Origin of the sequence: Lysinibacillus sp. FSL W7-1291 (genome assembly GCF_038593415.1) — a bacterium.
In the GTDB taxonomy this organism is placed as follows: Bacteria; Bacillota; Bacilli; order Bacillales_A; family Planococcaceae; genus Lysinibacillus; species Lysinibacillus fusiformis_D.
The window spans coordinates 3,635,669-3,654,184 of sequence record NZ_CP151994.1; the positions used below are offsets into that span (position 1 = coordinate 3,635,669).

General features: G+C 31.0%; 12 protein-coding genes and 1 pseudogene. 4 read left to right on the plus strand and 9 right to left on the minus strand.

All coding sequences use genetic code 11. From position 1 onward, the window contains the following. Positions 1-59: 59 nt before the first annotated feature. Both NST76_RS17650 and NST76_RS17655 read right to left on the minus strand, forming a co-directional pair. Positions 60-2,186: an ATP-binding protein gene (locus NST76_RS17650; RefSeq protein ID WP_342544232.1), complete on the minus strand. Its 2,127-nt coding sequence runs from the start codon at positions 2,184-2,186 to the stop codon at positions 60-62. A gap of 28 nt (positions 2,187-2,214) precedes the next feature. Further along, a complete protein-coding gene (locus NST76_RS17655) occupies positions 2,215-3,252 on the minus strand; it encodes a DNA cytosine methyltransferase (protein WP_342544233.1) in 1,038 nt (345 codons plus the stop codon). Positions 3,253-4,751: 1,499 nt separating this feature from the next. On the opposite strand from NST76_RS17655, the gene NST76_RS17660 reads away from it, so the two are divergent. Further along, positions 4,752-5,738, plus strand: coding sequence for a tyrosine-type recombinase/integrase (locus NST76_RS17660; protein ID WP_342544235.1), 987 nt, complete (start codon positions 4,752-4,754; stop codon positions 5,736-5,738). Between the two features lie 63 nt (positions 5,739-5,801). After that, entirely contained in the window at positions 5,802-6,221 is a 420-nt protein-coding gene (locus tag NST76_RS17665; protein WP_342544237.1) for a hypothetical protein, read from the plus strand. Positions 6,222-6,380: 159 nt separating this feature from the next. Here NST76_RS17665 and NST76_RS17670 read toward each other — a convergent pair whose 3' ends face one another. The 3 genes from NST76_RS17670 to NST76_RS17680 all read right to left on the minus strand — a co-directional run bounded on the left by NST76_RS17670 (position 6,381) and on the right by NST76_RS17680 (position 8,037). Continuing rightward, positions 6,381-7,334 carry a MerR family transcriptional regulator gene (locus NST76_RS17670; protein ID WP_342544239.1) on the minus strand — a complete coding sequence of 318 codons (954 nt, stop codon included), beginning with the start codon at positions 7,332-7,334 and terminating at the stop codon, positions 6,381-6,383. A gap of 108 nt (positions 7,335-7,442) precedes the next feature. Then, positions 7,443-7,742: a hypothetical protein gene (locus tag NST76_RS17675; RefSeq protein ID WP_342544240.1), complete on the minus strand. Its 300-nt coding sequence runs from the start codon at positions 7,740-7,742 to the stop codon at positions 7,443-7,445. Next, positions 7,726-8,037: a hypothetical protein gene (locus NST76_RS17680; RefSeq protein WP_259949745.1), complete on the minus strand. Its 312-nt coding sequence runs from the start codon at positions 8,035-8,037 to the stop codon at positions 7,726-7,728. The genes NST76_RS17675 and NST76_RS17680 overlap by 17 nt, the downstream gene beginning before the upstream one ends. A 119-nt stretch (positions 8,038-8,156) precedes the next feature. Here NST76_RS17680 and NST76_RS17685 point away from each other — a divergent pair, with 119 nt between their 5' ends. Next, on the plus strand, positions 8,157-8,510 hold the full coding sequence (locus NST76_RS17685) for a helix-turn-helix transcriptional regulator (RefSeq protein ID WP_342544243.1): 354 nt from the start codon (positions 8,157-8,159) through the stop codon (positions 8,508-8,510). Positions 8,511-8,592: 82 nt separating this feature from the next. On the opposite strand, the gene NST76_RS17690 is transcribed toward NST76_RS17685, so the two are convergent. From NST76_RS17690 to NST76_RS17700, 3 genes are all read right to left on the minus strand, one after another. After that, positions 8,593-8,931 carry a nucleotide pyrophosphohydrolase gene (locus NST76_RS17690; protein ID WP_342544245.1) on the minus strand — a complete coding sequence of 113 codons (339 nt, stop codon included), beginning with the start codon at positions 8,929-8,931 and terminating at the stop codon, positions 8,593-8,595. Between the two features lies 1 nt (position 8,932). After that, a complete protein-coding gene (locus tag NST76_RS17695) occupies positions 8,933-10,570 on the minus strand; it encodes a DUF2075 domain-containing protein (RefSeq protein WP_342544247.1) in 1,638 nt (545 codons plus the stop codon). Between the two features lie 749 nt (positions 10,571-11,319). Further along, positions 11,320-11,469, minus strand: coding sequence for a hypothetical protein (locus NST76_RS17700; protein ID WP_186436198.1), 150 nt, complete (start codon positions 11,467-11,469; stop codon positions 11,320-11,322). Positions 11,470-12,188: 719 nt separating this feature from the next. Between NST76_RS17700 and NST76_RS17705 the strand changes: the two are divergent. Then, positions 12,189-12,865 (plus strand): annotated as a pseudogene (locus NST76_RS17705) (IS30 family transposase); the annotation flags it as partial. Positions 12,866-13,317: 452 nt separating this feature from the next. Here NST76_RS17705 and NST76_RS17710 read toward each other — a convergent pair. Beyond that, positions 13,318-18,108 carry a DNRLRE domain-containing protein gene (locus tag NST76_RS17710; RefSeq protein ID WP_342544248.1) on the minus strand — a complete coding sequence of 1,597 codons (4,791 nt, stop codon included), beginning with the start codon at positions 18,106-18,108 and terminating at the stop codon, positions 13,318-13,320. Positions 18,109-18,516: the final 408 nt, after the last annotated feature.

Here is an 18,516-nt window from a genome sequence, read left to right on the forward strand (position 1 = left end):
TGCAATAATATATAACAATTATTGGAAGTCACTAAAATTACGGCAAATATTTAATTAATTTAATCCAACTTTTCATAGGTTTGTTTAAAAATATCTGGCTTTACGGGATACTGCTCCCCATCAATTCCCGTAACAATCCAATCTCCAATATCTGCTTTCATTCTTCCTTCTAATGTGTCAATATACTTTCTAACTTCAGTCTGATAAGCTTCGACTACAACTGGTTTTTTTCTAAATTTATTCTGAATAACGGTTTCTTTTTCACTTTCATTCACCAATTTTACTATTCTTCCCAATTCTTTTTTGTTATTCTCATAATCTTGTGTTGAATATCCCAAATCTCTACATATTTCAAGGATTTGGTGTATGAATAACTCTGATTCTTCTTCATCGATATAAATAGTACCAGAATCATCTCTATAACTGTTGTGCCAAACCATTCCGTTTTTCCTCATAGGTTCACGGGGTTCGAAATTTTTTATATTAAAAATTTTATAGTTTGACTTTGTGACCCAAGAAGCTCCTAGTTCAACTAAGCCACCCCAACTCCCTTCAAGATCATGACTTGTAATAAAGACAACATAGATATTTTGAGTAGAAATACTTTCAACAAAAAATGTACGTAAATAATCAAAAATATCATCTATTTGATTTTCTAATATAGGAATTATTGATTCTGAATCGTCACTATTAGAATAAATAATATCCCGCTTAGGCACACCATTAAAACTCAGCATTTCATACACAATATCAGATAAATCTTTATCCGCTTTAGTTTGACTAATAAGTATCTTTTTCTTATTTGCATCTACCTCTTGCTTCAAGCCAATATCAAAAAAGTTATTATTTAGTTCGTCATTTAATAATTTCTCAATTTCTTCTCCTTGTTCTTTATTAACAGTTACCTTTTCTTTAATTTTATTTGTAACATTACTAGTTATTTTACTTTTAAACATATCAATATCTTCTCTTAATTTTTCTTCCTTCTTTATGGTTCTTTCATATGCTTCTTTATCACTTTGGCTTTTTTTAAAATCCGTATACTTTTTTCTTAAATTTAGTATTTCTGGGAGTAAATCATTTTTTACATACTCTGTAACTATCTGATATCTAGGATCATCAGAGACATAACCTTGTCGATTACTTAATGCCATATCCGGCAACTCTGTCTTTTCAAAAAGATCAACATGTAATTGCCCAACTAAGTAAACCTCATTCAGGTTATTTTTCCCCACTATAGGTAGTATATTAAACTCTCCTAATTTTTTATTCGCATATAAAGAAAGAAAATTATCCGGGAAATCTGTAGGGTAAGATTTCCTGCCTCTAGTAGATTTATAAACTCCTATCCACCCCTCAACTTCTATTTTTTCTTCATCCCATATAGAATCTTCTAATTGATTATACTTTTGAACTAATTCAGGGGTTTTTATATTAACTTCATAAGTCGGTTTCTTAATACACAGTACTTCTTTATCATATTGCGTTTCAAATATCTCACTTAAATAAGTGTATTCTTCTCCTAGTATTATTATTGCCGCAAGATCTTTAATAATTTCTTTGTCAAACTCTTCAATTGTTTCAATTTTTTCATCAATAATTATATGAATTTTAAATTCATTATCAGTTAAAGGAAATAATCTAGCTATATTCTTTTTTATAACAGCTATTTCTTTATGTAATGTATATCGCGGATTATTCATTGTGATAGATGTACCTTTAGTCTTAACTTTTTCAAAAGTTATTTCACTCATAGGAATAGGCTCTAACTCATGATTCTCTGGGACATTTTTAGTCAAAATAAAACCAGACTTTTCACCATCTTCTGTCATAGTTTTAATAATCACATTATTAGAAACTGATAATGCTGCCAACTTTCCGATTCCCTTCCTCCCCATTTTTTTCCTTCCCTTTTTTGTGAAAGTTCCGTGATCATTATTACGAGATACAGCTGCAACATCTAAATATTTTTTAACTTCCCCTTTTTTATAGGACATGCCTTTTCCATCATCTTCTACTACAATTCTTTCTCTATCATTAAGAATAATATACACATTTGATGCATCTGCATCATAAGCATTCGCAATAAGCTCTGCTAGTACATAATATATATTTGTATACAAACTCGGTCCCAAAAGTTCTAATATTCTTGGATCTACATTTATTTCATATTTTCTATTCTCCAAAAAAAATCCTCCTTAGATTCATCTAAAATTATTTTCTATATGCTTTTAATATACTCTCTCCAATTACTTCTCCTAAACGTGGGGGAACAGCATTACCTATATGACGGGCTACTGATTTTAAGGAAAATTTGCCTTCATAGATAAAATCATAATCTAAAGGAAATGATTGTAGTAAAGCTCCTTCTCTTAAGCTTAAAGCTCTATCTTGCTCTGGATGGCCAAATCTACCTGTTCCATATGAATTAAATTGTGTTGTTATAGTAGGTGCGAACCCATCCCATCCCATTCTCCCATAAACTGAACCGTAAGTTTTTCCACTCTCCTTTTTATGACATTTTAAAAGCAATTCATCTGGCCAGTCTCTCCAAGTACCATTTGGTTTGGATATTTGTATTCTCTTTAAATTTATTTCACTTAACCCTGATGTTTGATGTAACTTATCTGACGAAGATATATCCCCAGCTTTAATAGGTTCTAGGTGTCCAATAACATCTCTTACTGTAACTTTTTTTAAACTATGAGTAGGCTCAATCAATTCTATTTTCTTAAGGTTAGATGCCAATAATATTAACCTTTTTCTGTTTTGTGCCAATCCAAAATCAGCCACATTAACAATTGAATACGAGATAAAGTAACCTAAATCCTCTAACTCTGAAATAAAATCAAAAAATACTTGCTCTTTAATTAACGCAGGTACATTCTCCATAGAAATTAGATTTGGTTTAGCTTCTTTAACAATTCGAGCAAATTGATATAGTAAAGCCCAATCTTTATGACTTTTTCTATCTTTTTTATCTTTTTGATAATTAGAAAATGGTTGGCAAGGCGCACAACCCACAATCATTTTTATTTTATAATTTTTCAAAAGTTGATTAACTTCTTGCCCAGTAACATCTTCAACACTCTTATTAATAAATTGAGATTGATTATTTTTTTCAAATGCATATTTACACGAAGGATCCAAATCAATACCCGCAACAACCTTAATTCCTGATTTTTGCAGTCCATTTGTCAGGCCCCCTACACCACAAAATAAGTCAATAGCCCCTATTTTAAATTTCTTCACTCTTTATCTACCCCTAACAAAATTTCTTACGTTTCTTTATCTAGTTTTATTTTGTAAAAATTTTTTCTTACATAATAATTAATTTTTAACTTTTTGTTTTTGCAATTTTTACCAAAAATTCCACTTAATACTTTTGATGCATTATTCACCTACATTATAAATATTTCGAAAAAAGTTCTAATTATTTATCTATTAAAAAATTTTTGTGAAAAGCAATAATTTTAACATAAATTCAATATACATATTCCGTACTATTAACTATATGTATAATCTCTTTTGTAAGTATACTAAAAAAAGCTAATCATTTCTCTTCTTTCAAAATCTAAAGAACTGTACTTCTTACAATACAGCATCTTTCTCAATATTAAGTAGCACTTTCACCTATATTATAATTCTTGATAACTAGACAGTTAATATCGAGCTCAAATTTTACAAACACTGTAAACATTCCAATCAAGTGTTATTGTATCAAAGTTATCATTAATGCTGAAGAAATCAATATTTCTTTCAAGAATGGCGTCAATTATCAGATAACCAGCTAATTGTCATTTAAAAGTCGTTCAAATTTGGTGAAATATTGTTTTTAGATGATACTTACAAAAATTTTTTATTTAATGTCTACCCAGACTATTCAAATATAATATATTGACTGTTATCATATTTAAAAATACTTCATTATTCTTAAACTTTTTTTCTATCAAAAAATTTAAAACGGTCTCTTAGACTGAAAAAACAATTAATTTTTTCTTTTTATTTATAACTCAATTTTATTGAATGTCCCTCAAAAATTTCCTCGTGCTCATTTTAGAGCCTATTTCTTTTTATCAAATAATCCGAATAATTCTTCTAATCGGAGTTTAAACCCATTATTCAATGTAGTATAGAGCAAAAAAGATACGCTGATTTTTTACTCTAACAGAATCAACACAGCGTTTTATATAAAGAAAAAATCCAATATCAGATCGTGCTGTTGCCTAACTCTGTTTTGGTCTGGTTCAAATAGCTGTTGCTTGATACCAGTTGTTCTAAGATCTTATCTCAAGATTAGCTTGGGGATAAAAATTAAATGGTGATAATACACCTAAAAATATAAGAAGCTAACACTCTATGGGCAAGAGTGACGGAAATATCGCCAAGTGCATTAGCGACTACTTTTAAAAGTAGGTTATATGTTAACTTTAGTCATTGGATTTTTTGTCTGCGGACATTGACCTCACTTCTCATTTTTAAAATGAATCTTACTTTAGAGTAAGCATAAGTGAGCTGCACCCGCTAAATTAGCGTTAAGCATCATTGCTTAAAGTTGTGCAAATGTATTACTTAACACTTTTATTATCGTTATGAAATTTTATAAGACCATATAGACAGTATGTATTATGAGAAAAGGACGTTTGCTATTGCGGGCTTTTTCTATATCCCACTATATAAATTTCATAAAGATAAGCTAATTTCATATATGGGTGGGGTCTGCCCTTTTTTATACAGCTATGAAGAAAGGAATGCTTGTTATCGGAAATCGAGGATGGATTAAAACAGAAAGAGAAATTCGTGTGGCCATATCTACTAATGAAGATGTGAGCAATAAAGGAGCCTATTTAAACTTGATGTTGCAATTAAATAAAATTGCTAGACATGCAAAAGGAGTTAGTGTGAATAAAACTCTACCTCAATACTACAATCATATGGACTTATTTTGCCGCTTCATAGCGGACAACTATAATTTAAAAGTACTTGCTAACATTCAGAATAAGCATCTCGTAGATTATGTAAGTGAACGACAAAGCGAGGGCAAATCCGCTTCTACAATTAAAAATGATTTAGCTGCTATCAGATATTTTCATGATCAAATCCCTAATCCTCGTTATCAGCTGAGCAGCAATCAAATTTTAAGCGAAAATTATAATGAATTCCATTTAGAAAGAAGGCGCTTTGGTGGAGTTGATCGTCGTCCTACCGAACTGGAATATCAAGCCTTAGTAACATTGGCACAACAATCTAATTCTCCTTCCCTCGCACTTATTATTATGCTGTGTCGTGAACAGGGCTTACGTGTACATGAAGCGGTTAGATTAAGCCGCGTGGATGCTGAAAAAGCATTACGTGAAGGCTTTCTAACTGTTAAAGGAAAAGGTGGACTAATACGACAAATTCCCTTACAAACACAATCCTTTAGCGTTTTACAAGATGCAATGCAACAGGTCAATCGCGGAGAGAAACTTTTTGTTTTGCGAGATCAGAAAGCGCATCAAGTAATTCAACGTGTGCAAGATTTTATTAGGAATAATCGCCAAAAAGTATTAGACCCACTCAATACTCGGCCAAAGGGTGTTGAAATTACAATGCATAGTTTTAGACATGCCTATGCAAAAGAACAATATGAATTATTTATTGAAAAAGGTTATACAGAAGGAGATGCACGATTAGCAGTCTCCAAATTAATTGGTCACAACCGTGAGGATGTTACACGAATTTATTTAGCTGAATAAAATTTGTAATTACACTAGTAATATCATTTTTTGCAGATATAATGTTTTAAAATATCAAAGGATGTGGTTAAAATACGAAATCAACATGAAGAAAATGAACAAATTGTAGAACTAGAAAAGAAAATTAATTCGTTGGAACGCTTACTAAAAATTGAAACATATCGATTAAAAGAAGCAGTTGGAGCATGGAGACGTAAAATTGAGGGAAGAGGGTTACGTAAAGACTCTATTAGAGAAGGCTTCAATGCTGAAAGAGGAACACATTATAAAGTATTTGTCTTAGATTTACCTGGGGATTTAGAGATTGAGTTTGTGTTAGATATTATTAAAAATGAAATGTTAGAAGACTTATATCCCTTTACTTTTCGCAAGGTTGATTTTTCGCGCCGCTATAAAGGTTGGTTAATGGAGGTAGAAAGAACTTTAAATAAAGAAATGCAACTAGAAACAGATTTTTTAATGAAATACTATAGTCAAAACTAAAAACTCATTTTCCATATAATCAAAACAGAATAATACAAAACACAAAGAAAGGAGATTATTCCATCTCTTTATGTTTTGTATTATTTAGTCATTAATAAGGTACCATCTTTAAACCCCATCAAAATGTCACTCTCTAATAATTCTGACCCCATATTTATTCTAAGTAGATTTTAAATTCAATATAAAAGTATTTATAAATTCTCTATTTCTTTCAGTAAACTCCATTTTCTTAGTAGTTTCTCTCTCAATTTCTTTATATAGTAGAAAGAGTTCTTTTTCTAAATTACTTTTACGTTCTTGTTCAACAATAATTTCATTTTTCAAATCTTGGATTTGTTTACTTAAATATGATGTACATTCACTATCTCTCACATCCAATGGACTGATATTTAATAACCTTTTAAATAAGCCATTCTCATGAATTTTCGAACAATAGTCATTTTTCAACAACAAAATATTAAAATCACTTTCAAGATAAAGTAACTTTCTCAAACAAATATTTATCTCGTCGTTTATCCCAAAAGCTTTCTTATGCATTATATTTAAGGACTGCTCTATTCTAAAAATTTCTTCTTGATTTTCATTCCAAGACAATATTACTTTTTCAATTATCCTCATTTTTTTATTTAATACTTGGACTTCTTCATTCGTTTGCATATTCCCTTTTTCAAACTTAAAAAGGAAGCCAATATATTGATCTAGTCTTTTTATGGCATTCTTTATTAATTTAATTTCTTTTTGATAACTATCAACGCTTTCATGTAACAATAGCTTAACATTATTCAAATTTTTACCTTGCCTCTTTAAAAACTGCTGCACTAAATACAATTTATAAATACTTATATAATTAAACTTATAATTTCTCCCCTCTCTTACATTCTCAAGATACTCAAATTTACAAAGGTTTGTAACATAATAGCGTAAACTACTAACATTCATGTTAAACATTGTAGAGACTTCTAAAGAAGTATAAAGCCTTTTAGCATTTAAAGTTTTAATAAACTCAGGAAAAAGCACCTCTTCCTTATAACCATACTTTGTTAGCGCATTATAGATTTTATCTTCTAAAAATAATGATTTAAATTTCTCAATTTCTATGTTTTCATTATTCAATTACGTCACCTCTTGTATACAAGGATTTCCAAATTGAATTTACAAGTTATAAAAAAGCAGTTTTTTAGAAGATTTTACTTACAAAAAAACTGCAAAATTAAATGCTATTTAAAAAGATATATTTGTTATAGTCCCTTTTCCACGAATATATATTTCACTATTCTTAGCTTCTTTAATAGCTTTATTTACTATTGATTCATATTGTGTAGTAGGTACACCCTCATATTCTAAATTTATCCCCACGTAAGGAACGCGATAGCCTTTTGCTTCTACTAATATCCTTAGTTCTTTTAACAATTCAGATGTAATATCTTCATGTGCAACATTTCGTGTAGCTTCTTCATCCCCTAAACTCTCTACAATTTTGTATACATCCATCGTGAGTTGACCTTTAAAAAGTGCTTTCATCGTTTATCGATCCCCCTGATATTTTTTCTCTGAGTACAATCCCATCTAAAAAGCCTTGCTTGTATATATCTTGAAATAATAAGTGCTGATAATTAAGAATTGATATCTGTATTGACTCAGAAATCTCTTTAACTTCTATTTCACTTATACCTGAAAGAGTTTTGGATAATTTCTGTTTAACATCTTTAACCATTTCATTTTGGTGATTCCTAAAAACTTTATTATGATAAAGCACATCAATCCTTTCATCTATTAATAAAATAAGTGCCGATTCAAAGTTTCCGATAACGTTCAACCCCATTCATTACTTATTATGTATATTTACGTTTTAAGTATAATTTATTTTCTATTGATTGTAAAATACAATAACTGTACGATTAATTAAACGATAAAAGTGGAGTTGAAATAACATTTATGAATAACTTGCAAATAGGACAGTTAATACGTTCGTTACGCAAAGAAAATAATTTAAGTATGAGTGATCTTGCTCAAAAATTAGATATTTCTCAAGCATCTATTTCACGAATAGAAAGCGGTATTCAGGAAGCTAACTATGCACTGTTAAGTGAAATTTGCGAACAATTTGGACTAACGCTTAGCTCATTCTTTTTATTACTGGAAAACAAAGTTGATACAACTATTAAAATTCCACAAGATAAACCTCTACAAAGTGAAAATATAGATGACGAATTATTTAATATAATTAAAAATTTATCAGAGGAACAAAAAAAGGGATTATATGTACTGTTACTTCCCTATATCAGATAATTTCCCACAAGAAAAACCTTAGTTTCTCGTATTCAAACGAAAAACTAAGGTTTTTAAATTGCCTTTTAAATGTTTTATAAATTTATATCTCATTGTATTTAGTATTTTTTCCAGCAAACTTTTCAATTGGATATTTTTCATTATTTTTTTGAAGTTTATTATTTATTATTTTTACTAAGTCCAAATCCGTTTCATTCGCAAACAATATCGCATAAATCAAAACATCCGCTAGCTCCTCCTTCATCTTATCTAAATTCTTTTCAACTGCTTCCTCACTCGTTTTCCATTGAAATAGCTCTAATAATTCACTTGCTTCTAATGATAAGGAGAGTGCTAGATCCTTAGGATTATGGAATTGCTGCCAGTTACGTTGGTCTCGGAATTGCAAAATACTTTCACGTAGTTGTTCTAACTCACTCATACTATTCACCTGCTTTTTGATATTCTAGAAGTTTATTGCGCAACGCTTCATCACTTGAATAAATGTACAGACCCTTAATTCCACGCTTCATCAAGATATTGATTGAGTTTAGGACGATTTTTTCCTTTGCCTCATTGACATTTTCAATTCCGTCCATACCTGTATATGCACCTTTGTCCATATACTTACTCGTATCAATGATGATTTCATCTTTAGCAGCGTTATATTGAACAGATGGCCCAAGCACGACACCAACATAATTTAAATCAAAGCCTTGTATTGTATAAATTGATCCAGCCTCGTGAACGGTTTCTGCTTTTTCTGCCCATGTATATTTCGTACTTGTTGTATTCCATGGCAGTTGGTATTCACCATTTGATTCTTTCACGTAGTAGGTCCCACCATCTTTTTTATGTATATAATCAAACGTTGATACAACACGACTTAAACCGTGCTGTGTATTTTTGTATTTAATTTCATCATGCATGTCCTTCAAAGATTCAAATACTTTAAATTCATAGTTTTTATCTTTAGGAAGGGGCAATAATTTTTTTTGCTTAAATTCATTTATCCAATTGATTACGTCATCATTTGCTTGCATGCGGAATTGGTTTGTTAACTGGTATTCTTCGTGAAAAGTACTTAATTTCTTAAGCCCTTCTAATGTTGCTGCTCCCCATAGACTCTTCAGTTTTAATACTTGATCTTGATCATAGATAATGACAACTACTTTTGCTAGCTTCAAAAACTCCTCTAAATGATTATTGCCATGGAAACCATTATAAGTATCTGGCTTTGTTAGCAATAAATGTGCTTCATCAACGAAAATGATATCAACCCTTTTTCCCTCTTTTTGCAACATATTAATCAGAGACGTAGGTTTTGCAAAGTTTTTCCCTTTTAAATGTTTCACTTGTTTTGCTATATTTTTATATGTTTTAAACATTTCCTCATGGTTCACAGCTAAATAATTTTCTGTACGATATAAATTTGAAGATGCTTCTTCTACTCTTTCTTGAATCGTATTGAAAATAGAACTTAACACAACGCTTTTTCCAACGCCCGCTTCACCTTCAATAACTAATAGACTTCCATATTCATTTGAGTTTTGAGTAACTCGTTTCTCACAAAACTCTAGTACTTTATCTTTTAATTCAAGTTGTTCTAAAGATAAATCTTTGAAAGGAGATAATTTAAAAATATCTTTGTTTTCAATTACATGTAACTCATTGTCGACAAGCTTTTGTTCATATAGTTTTTGCCAAAGTTCTTTAAATAGTTGTTGGTCGTAATAAGGTTTATTGTAGTAGTTATGAGTAAAATCGTTAGCCGTCTTACTTTTATTTTGAAGCGTATATTTTTCATCACCAAGGAAGTAGTTAATTAGCTTTGTCTCTAGATGAAAAGTTGCTGAACGATTAAAGTGTTCATGCTTAATCAAATTTACTTGTTTAATATTTTTACGTGCTTTTAAATGAGCTTTCATACGATTTTTAAAATAAACCGTTTCACCAATATAAGCTTCTTTATTGCCATTCAAAACATAGATAACTGGATAATTTAAATACTGCTCTTTGTTGTTAATTTGATTGATACTTTCTTGTATAAAAGGCCATGATAGTATTTCGATAGCTGTCATTTGTTTTCTCCTTATTACAATACTCTGGTTAAGAATCATTATTTATAGAACTTTCTAACTAAATTTCACGTTATTATTTTATCATAATTACCCCTTTTTGTTTGTAAAGACCGCTAACCAAATAGAGGCTAATATTATTCGAATCATATATTTAATCCATCTCTTAATTCAATTAAGAGTTACTTAGTTGCGTTCTGGTTTCAGGGATGCTATAAATAAAGTTAATTTTTCATTAGATAAACCTTTTTAAAACCAATGTTTTCTATTATTGAATCCGATGTTTTAAAGATGGAGATGCTGAGACATTCAGGTTTTAAAAAATAAATATATAAATTAATACTAGAGGTTAGAGCATCGAAGAGTTTGAAACATGCATTCACTTAAATTCTTTGACCTTCCTTTGAGCCCAAAAGTTTGATCTCAGTTTAAAGAGAAAAACACTTGGTTATCTCACCTCATGACTATCTCCCCTCAATCGTAGTTGGGGCTTAATTGTAATTGCAATATTACACAGCAGATTTTAAGCTTTTTATCAAAACAGAAAAATGTAGTCAAATCATGTAATTTCTGTCCTCAATCGAAGAAGTCGGCCCCAGCTACATGGCTATGTTGTTTCAAATTATCGAGGAACGGATATCTAATGACGAGTTTCTATCGCCACATCTAAAATTCGGGAGAATATTAACCCTACGACCAATTGAAAAGAAAAAACATAGGGAGATATTAATCTTCCTATGTTTTCATTCATATTATTGATCGGTTTGTTCTTGCTTCTTTTTCAAATACTCTGCACGTATTTTCTCAAGTTGCTGCTTTTTATCGAATTTGGCAGGTTTGTGTTTTTCATGATACTTAGCCACAGCTGCCTTACCTTTGGTATCCAATTGATATTTCCCCACTTTGGTTCACCTACTTTTCCTGTCTTAAAGAAAATCTATTCAACAAATATAATATACCTTATTTTGCTGATGTATACATTTTTACTATATCGTTGTACCGCTTAACCTTAAATTCAGTAAAAACTTAGTAAATAATTCATAGCCAAATGTATTTAAAATATTTGTATCCATACATACACATTTCAGATGATGATACCTTTATTCTTTTTTATGTGACGTAAATCATAAAATTTCCGTTGAATAAACGATATAGTTTCCCGCATTAATACAAAAGAGCTTTTCGGGAAAATCCCATTCCAAATTAATATAAAACACCTAGATAAATCATAAAAGTTCATAAAATAGTGCTTCCGAAACTCCAAATTCAACTAGAATTTAAACTTTTGGAAGCATTATGTTTGATATTTTTTTTTTAGGAAATCTTATGGTTTAATCCACTTTGTAACCTAAATTTATTACTACTTCTCTCTAACCCTGCCTAATTTCTTCTTCCCAAAAAATACTTTTGTTACCTAATTCCCTTTGGATTTTCCCTATACTTGGTTAAAAACCTTGGTTATGTAGTGTAGTAGCAGCAACTTCTATTTCAGCTACAATTTTAGCTATTCTTATTTTTCTCAATTCAGATGAGTATGCTTTGTATCGCTTAACAATTTTTTCGCATAAATCTGGCGCATTCTTTCTAAGCATTTTTTTCGAAATAAGCTGTTCAAGAAAAGTTGCGGGATACTTGGTCACCTGAACAAATTGTCGGCCGCTTGTATCAAGGACATCTGCGTTTTAAAACCATCTATCGCTGGATTTAGGATGGTCTTTTAGAAGTGCCTATAACCGTTCTCCGTCAAAAAGGTAAGCGTCAAAAGCCCCGCGAAACAAGGGGTAGATTTAACATTGGTACACCAATTTCTAAACCCCAAAAGAAGTACATAAACGTGAAACCTTTGGACATTGGGAGTTAGATACAATTGTATCTGGACGTGGGAAAGCAAAAGGTTGTGTAGCAACATGTATTGAGCGAATGACACGGTGGTATGTTGGCTTTTTGATACCAAATCGCTCAAGAGCAGTACGTCTTCTTCATACTAAATTACCAAAAGGCACTATAAAAACAGCCACAACAGACAGAGGTAAAGAATTTAGCTGCTATAAAGTGTTAGAAAAAGACTTGAAAATTGATGTTTATTTTGCGGACGCATATTCTTCTTGGCAACGCGGAAGTAACGAAAATGGAAATGGATTACTTCGCGAATTCTTCCCTAAGCAAACAAATTTCGAAGAAGTATCACCAGAAGAACTTACAGAATCATTAAACTATATCAACAATCGACCAAGAAAATGTCTTGGTTGGAAAACTGCAAACGAAGCTTTTAATGAGCAATTGTTGCACTTAATTTGACAAATCATCGTATACAAAAAATAAAGCTGACTTTAATAAGCCAGCTTTACCCACCATTTACTGTTTATTACCTCATGATTACAAAAATGTGCATAAGTAATATACTATGATTTTCTATTATTTATTCTTACAATTTGAACTCCAAATACAATTGAATTGTAATAAAAGTAATTAATACTATCACAATCCACAGGTTGTTAAGCCACTTTGAACCGGTTTTATTATTTATTTTTTTATAATGGATTAAATAAAGCTCAAACATCCAAAAAATCCAAATAAAAATATAAATGATATAAAAGTTTTGTTTTGTAGTAAATATTACTGTAAACATCATTAAAAATATACAATACAAAAATACTCTCATTGAAAGAAATTTTATCATTAAAAATTGAATTATAGGTTAGAGAACGCCTATATTTCCCCTTCTTTTTACTGTAGTAATCTCATCTATTCTACCAACCATTGAAATAACCATTTTTACGTTTTGCATCTCTTCGATCGAGATAATCAAATAGAATTTCACCTGGGCTACCTATATTAACCAAGAAATCGGTAAACACAACTAAACCTGAAATTATACCACTTATCACTAAATTAGACACACCTCTTCTTTGAAGGGATTTTCTAATACTTTTAGCGAATATATGTTTCTTAGCTTGGGCAAGTTGTTTGACGCTTTTCAAAAAGAGTTTACCATTGACTAAGCCACCCAAACCAGATACAGCAACCATTAAAGCCATATTTATTAACGTCGATAATATTTTCTTAGAATTCCAAAGAGCGTTTTTCCAATATTCTCCATAAGGATCCACATTCATCACTGGATTATTATTCGCATAATTATAGCCATTTAATGATAAAGGATTCATTGTATTTCCACGTAAAGGATCTAACGATAAAAACACACCTGTATCTGGATTATAATAACGCGCCATCAAATAGTATAGTTTAGTATCTTCATCATATCGATATCCTGCATAACGATATGGGTTAATAGTTGCCATATTACCTTTTTGGCTCATAATATTTCCCCATGCATCATACGTGTATTCTGCAACAATGTCACCCTTTTTATCTGTTAAGGCTAATACATCTCCTCGATAATTCGTTAAGTAGTAATAAGTTAAGCCCAAATATGTCATTGTTAAAGGGGAACCATTATCGTTATAGGTATAGGATTTGGTAATAACTCCACTTGCATCTTCTTCAAACAAGACTTGATTTGTCAGACCATTATAACGATAATACGTTTCACCATTACTATCTTTACTATATACACGACGTCCGTTTTCATCATAACGATAAGATGCAACTGTTGCACCTGTTGGAGACTTGATTTCTGTTAATTGATCAAAGGCATTCCAAACATATTGGAATACACCATCGTTTTCTACATTTCCGTTGGCACTTACATTATAAGTCTTATCACCAGCAGTCTTCATTTGATTCGCATTATTATAACTATAGCTGGTTGTAGTTGAACTACCGTTTTGCAAAATAGTTTTAGAAGTACGGTTTCCTACTGAATCGTATGTGTATGATATGGATAAACCATTACTGTATTGTTCTTTGATTAGCTGATTTAAAGGGTCATAAGTGTAAGTGACTGTTCCATCATTATTCGTCACTTTAGTAATTTGCTGATTTTTATCATATTCATATGAATTTGTACGCCAAATTGCTTCACTATTTGTTTTCAAAGTTTCAGTTTGTAACTGATTCGCCTTATACTTATTTAAAATAACTGCACCATTTACAAAAGTTGTGCTCTCCAATAAGTTGTTTTTGTTCCATATGAAGCTTGCTGATAATTGCCCATCGAGTGTGACATTGGTTGTTTGACCATTTTCATCTGATGCATACTCAATTGTATTTTGGCCAAATTGAATTCTTGCTAAATCTTTTTCATTTTTGTAAGTATACATAATCGAGCGATTTACAGGTGCGTTAATGTCTACTCTTTGTAATAGTTCATTTTCTGATTGTGTGTACGTAACTTTTTGATTATTTAGAGTATGATTTGTCACAGTAGTGGATAAACCATCTACTTGTGTTGAAAACTGATTAACCCCATTTACTTTCACAGCCTGTGTATTAGTATCACTTGAAGTTGTATAGGCGATTTTTTCACCTGATGCTTTGATAATCTCATTTAATGCTCCGTCAGCATTATAATTATAAGATGTTACTTTTCCCTCGGCGTTTGTTTCTTTTTCTATGGCATTTTGTGCATTATAGCTGAGAGACATTTGTTTTTTACCATCAGCATTTATCACAGATGTTAAATTACTGTTGGCATCATACGTATAAGTCGTTATTTTCTTTGCAGCATCTTCTACTTCTACTAATTCATTTTTAAGATTGTAGCGATACCTAGTTTTCCCCTTTTTTCCGTCTTCATAAGAAAGGATATTTCCATTAAAATCAGTTATAGTTTCAGTTGTGATACCTAATTCAATATCTTGATAGGTTGTTAGTTTTTGATTATTCTCATAGCTTGTACTATACGTTTCGATTTTCCCATCCGGATATTTTACTTGTATCAAATCCCCATGGCCATTATACATATAGGATGTTGTGTCTCCCTTAGGTGTTGTGGAGGTTTTTAGATTACCATTCTCATAAGTGTTGGTAGTTGTTTGCTGATTGGCATCTGTCTGAGTTAAAAGATTACTATACTCATTATACGTATAGGATTCTATCCCACCTTTTGAATCATTAGTGCTTAATAAATTTCCCTTTGTATCATACTTTAAATTTTTAGTGTAAGTAGAACCATCTGAATAGACAATCTTTTGTGAAAGAACATTATAACTATTCTCATCTAGTGTATAGGTTGTTGTATCACCTGAAGGATCAAATATTTTCGTTACGCTAAAGTTGTTATTTAAACCATAGCGTGTAACTATACCTTCGGGGCTAGTAACAGTTACTATATTGTTTGTTCGATCTAAAGAGTAATTGGTCATAGAATCTACTTGACCGTCTAATGAAGGTTCTGTTACAGATACTAAATCTAATTCACTATTATATCCATAAAGCATTATTTTCTGTTTACTATCAATGATTTTCGTTAACTGTCCATTAGTCGTGTAATAGAATGAAGTAGGTGTTGATGTAGTGTCATCTTTCTTAACCAGTACTCGTGTTAAATAACCATCAGTATACGTATACGTTATATCCTGTTTATTGTATTTTGCATTTGTAATAAGCCCATCAGTATAAGTTAATAGTAATTTTGTCCCTAGATTAGTACTGATAGAAGTAAGCTGATTTGATGTATCATAATTATAAGTGATTGTATTGCTATTTAAATCTTTTTGCTCTGTAATGTATGCTACTTCAATATCTGTATCACTAGTGCTTTCTCTAACTTTAAATGTTGTTGTGATACCAGTTTTGCTAGTCAGTCTAAAAGTGTACTTATCCACCATATCTAAACTATCATAATTACCTGCAGGTGCAATATACTTATCTCCATCCCATGAGTAAACATGGACCGTACCATCTGCATCTTTATATTCGACATTAAAATATTTATCATTATAAAATAATTTCTCTGAACCTGTAAAACTCCAACCATAGCCAAATGGAGATTTTTCAAAATCTTTACTATTATAAGTTCTAGTAAAATCTAAACCAAATCCTCCATAGTTGAATAAGCTAAAATCTGTGTATTGAATAACATTATTATTTGTGCCTAAATTTACATAGTTCGTTCCATTTGAAATATCATGTGTGGCATAATCCCAATAATCTTCTAAACCTAAACGGTTAGGTGTTTTATAAGTAACGACAAGTTTTGGTTTATAGGCGAGTGGGTTGGTTGTGCTTTCACTACTGATGAATTTTTTGTAAATCATTGTACTTTCTGAAGTGCTTTTTAATAATAAACCAAGATTTGATTCTGGATTATATAGCCATCCGCTCACCATACTAGTTGGAATAGACCATCGTTTAATACCTTCTTCTACATTACTCGGTACTGAAGAGACTCCTGTAACAGTTGAAAGAGGCGTGGTATTATAATCTCCCCCTACTGTTGTCCAGCCTCCTGCTGTTGAATAGTTATTCCATGTTGCTGTATTTTCATCCCATGAACGTTTCATCGCATGCATACTTAAATTAATTGGGCTTGAATCATTTGTTGAAGAGAGATAAAGACTTACATCCGCAGACATAATAACGCTTTTTTCAGGAATAGGCGTTACATCAAACTTCAATAAGCTTCTTACAATATTTCCGTCTGTGGCTGTACCTGTAGCTAATTCTGTGTCATTTCCTCCGGTTTGCGTTGGAAACTTTTTACGAATTGTTGTATCCACCATTTTTGAGTTTCCTTGAATACGTACAATTGTTGGATCAATGACGATCGGATATTGTCGTTTATTATCCTGTAGCCAAGCTGCATCAGGAGTTAAATCAATCCATAAAGTATTGTTTTCTTCTCGTGTTTTTAACGTAATATCATAGGACTTTGCTTCCTCTGGTATAGAATTTGCACCGTCAATAGATTGAAAGCCTACAGGTTTAGAAGCATCATACATAAACGGAGCTTCTATAACATAAACCATCTCCCCCGTTTTAGCGTCCTTTAAATGGATTTGATTATTAACTTGTTCATATGTCAAACTTTCAAGGGATAGCTGATATGAGAAGGTTTGTGGTAAACCTTTTTCGGGCTTTTTGTTAATTATAATATCTTCTTTTACAAAATTTTCTCCAACAGAATATGTAGTTGAAATATTATCAAAAACATTTTGGTACTCAATTTGGTTATCTGTAGCAACCCCGATAACCTCTTTAGCAGGAATGATTTCACCTTTTTGTTCCATTTCTTTTAATCCAATATTAAGGTTGTATTGGTTATCGGCTACTTGTACGTTGTTTGTTTCCTCTTCAATTTTTTCATCAAATGTCACAGCAAAGTTATTGGCTTTATTTTCAAATTGCCCTTTGCCATTATTTTTCTTTTTTTGTAGATCGTTATCAATATCTTTCCAGTTACCTTTATTATCTTTAAAATGAATAGGTGCTTCATATATTTCAGTTGTATAAGTACCATCAGAATTGTTAAACGTTTTAGAAGTTTGCGTCCGTTCTCCTACTACTTCAGTTTTTTCATTTCCTTCCGTATTTGTTTTGGGAGATTCTTTGGCAGCCACACTTGCAAAATTCCCAATAGGAATAAAGGCAATGAACATTGCCAAAACAATCAATTGAATGAAAATTTTCTTTAGCAATTAGTTCCCTCCTAATAATTGTGATTTTGGAAATATTATCTATTATAGACAGACAATCACTATTAAGATGGTGCTAAACTATCTATTTTTGATAGTATATTATGGATATAAATAGTCATAAAAACCTATCATCAATAACAAGAAAATAACTAAATCTTAAAACCTTTTTGGTAAATAAACAACAGAATAAGATAATTGCAATATTGGCACTATTTTCACTTCAAAATAAAAATCCTGCAGTATATTACAGGATTTTAACTCAATCTTCTTAGTTCCTTACCTTCTCTACAAGCACCTGGTCCCCTAATGAAAAAACACTTTCCTTTATCGAGGAGAGCGCCCGATTGCGGTATCGTTTTCAAAATCAAGCATAAGACTTCCAAAAATAAAATAAAGCATAAAGTTTCC

What these genes read in the sequence shown, in the direction of transcription:
- NST76_RS17675 (WP_342544240.1), bottom strand. Translation starts at nt 7,742, where the DNA reads ATGAAAGCACTTTTTAAAGGTCAACTCACGATGGATGTATACAAAATT.
- NST76_RS17660 (WP_342544235.1), top strand. Translation starts at nt 4,752, where the DNA reads ATGCTTGTTATCGGAAATCGAGGATGGATTAAAACAGAAAGAGAAATT.
- NST76_RS17685 (WP_342544243.1), top strand. Translation starts at nt 8,157, where the DNA reads ATGAATAACTTGCAAATAGGACAGTTAATACGTTCGTTACGCAAAGAA.
- NST76_RS17690 (WP_342544245.1), bottom strand. Translation starts at nt 8,931, where the DNA reads ATGAGTGAGTTAGAACAACTACGTGAAAGTATTTTGCAATTCCGAGAC.
- NST76_RS17695 (WP_342544247.1), bottom strand. Translation starts at nt 10,570, where the DNA reads ATGACAGCTATCGAAATACTATCATGGCCTTTTATACAAGAAAGTATC.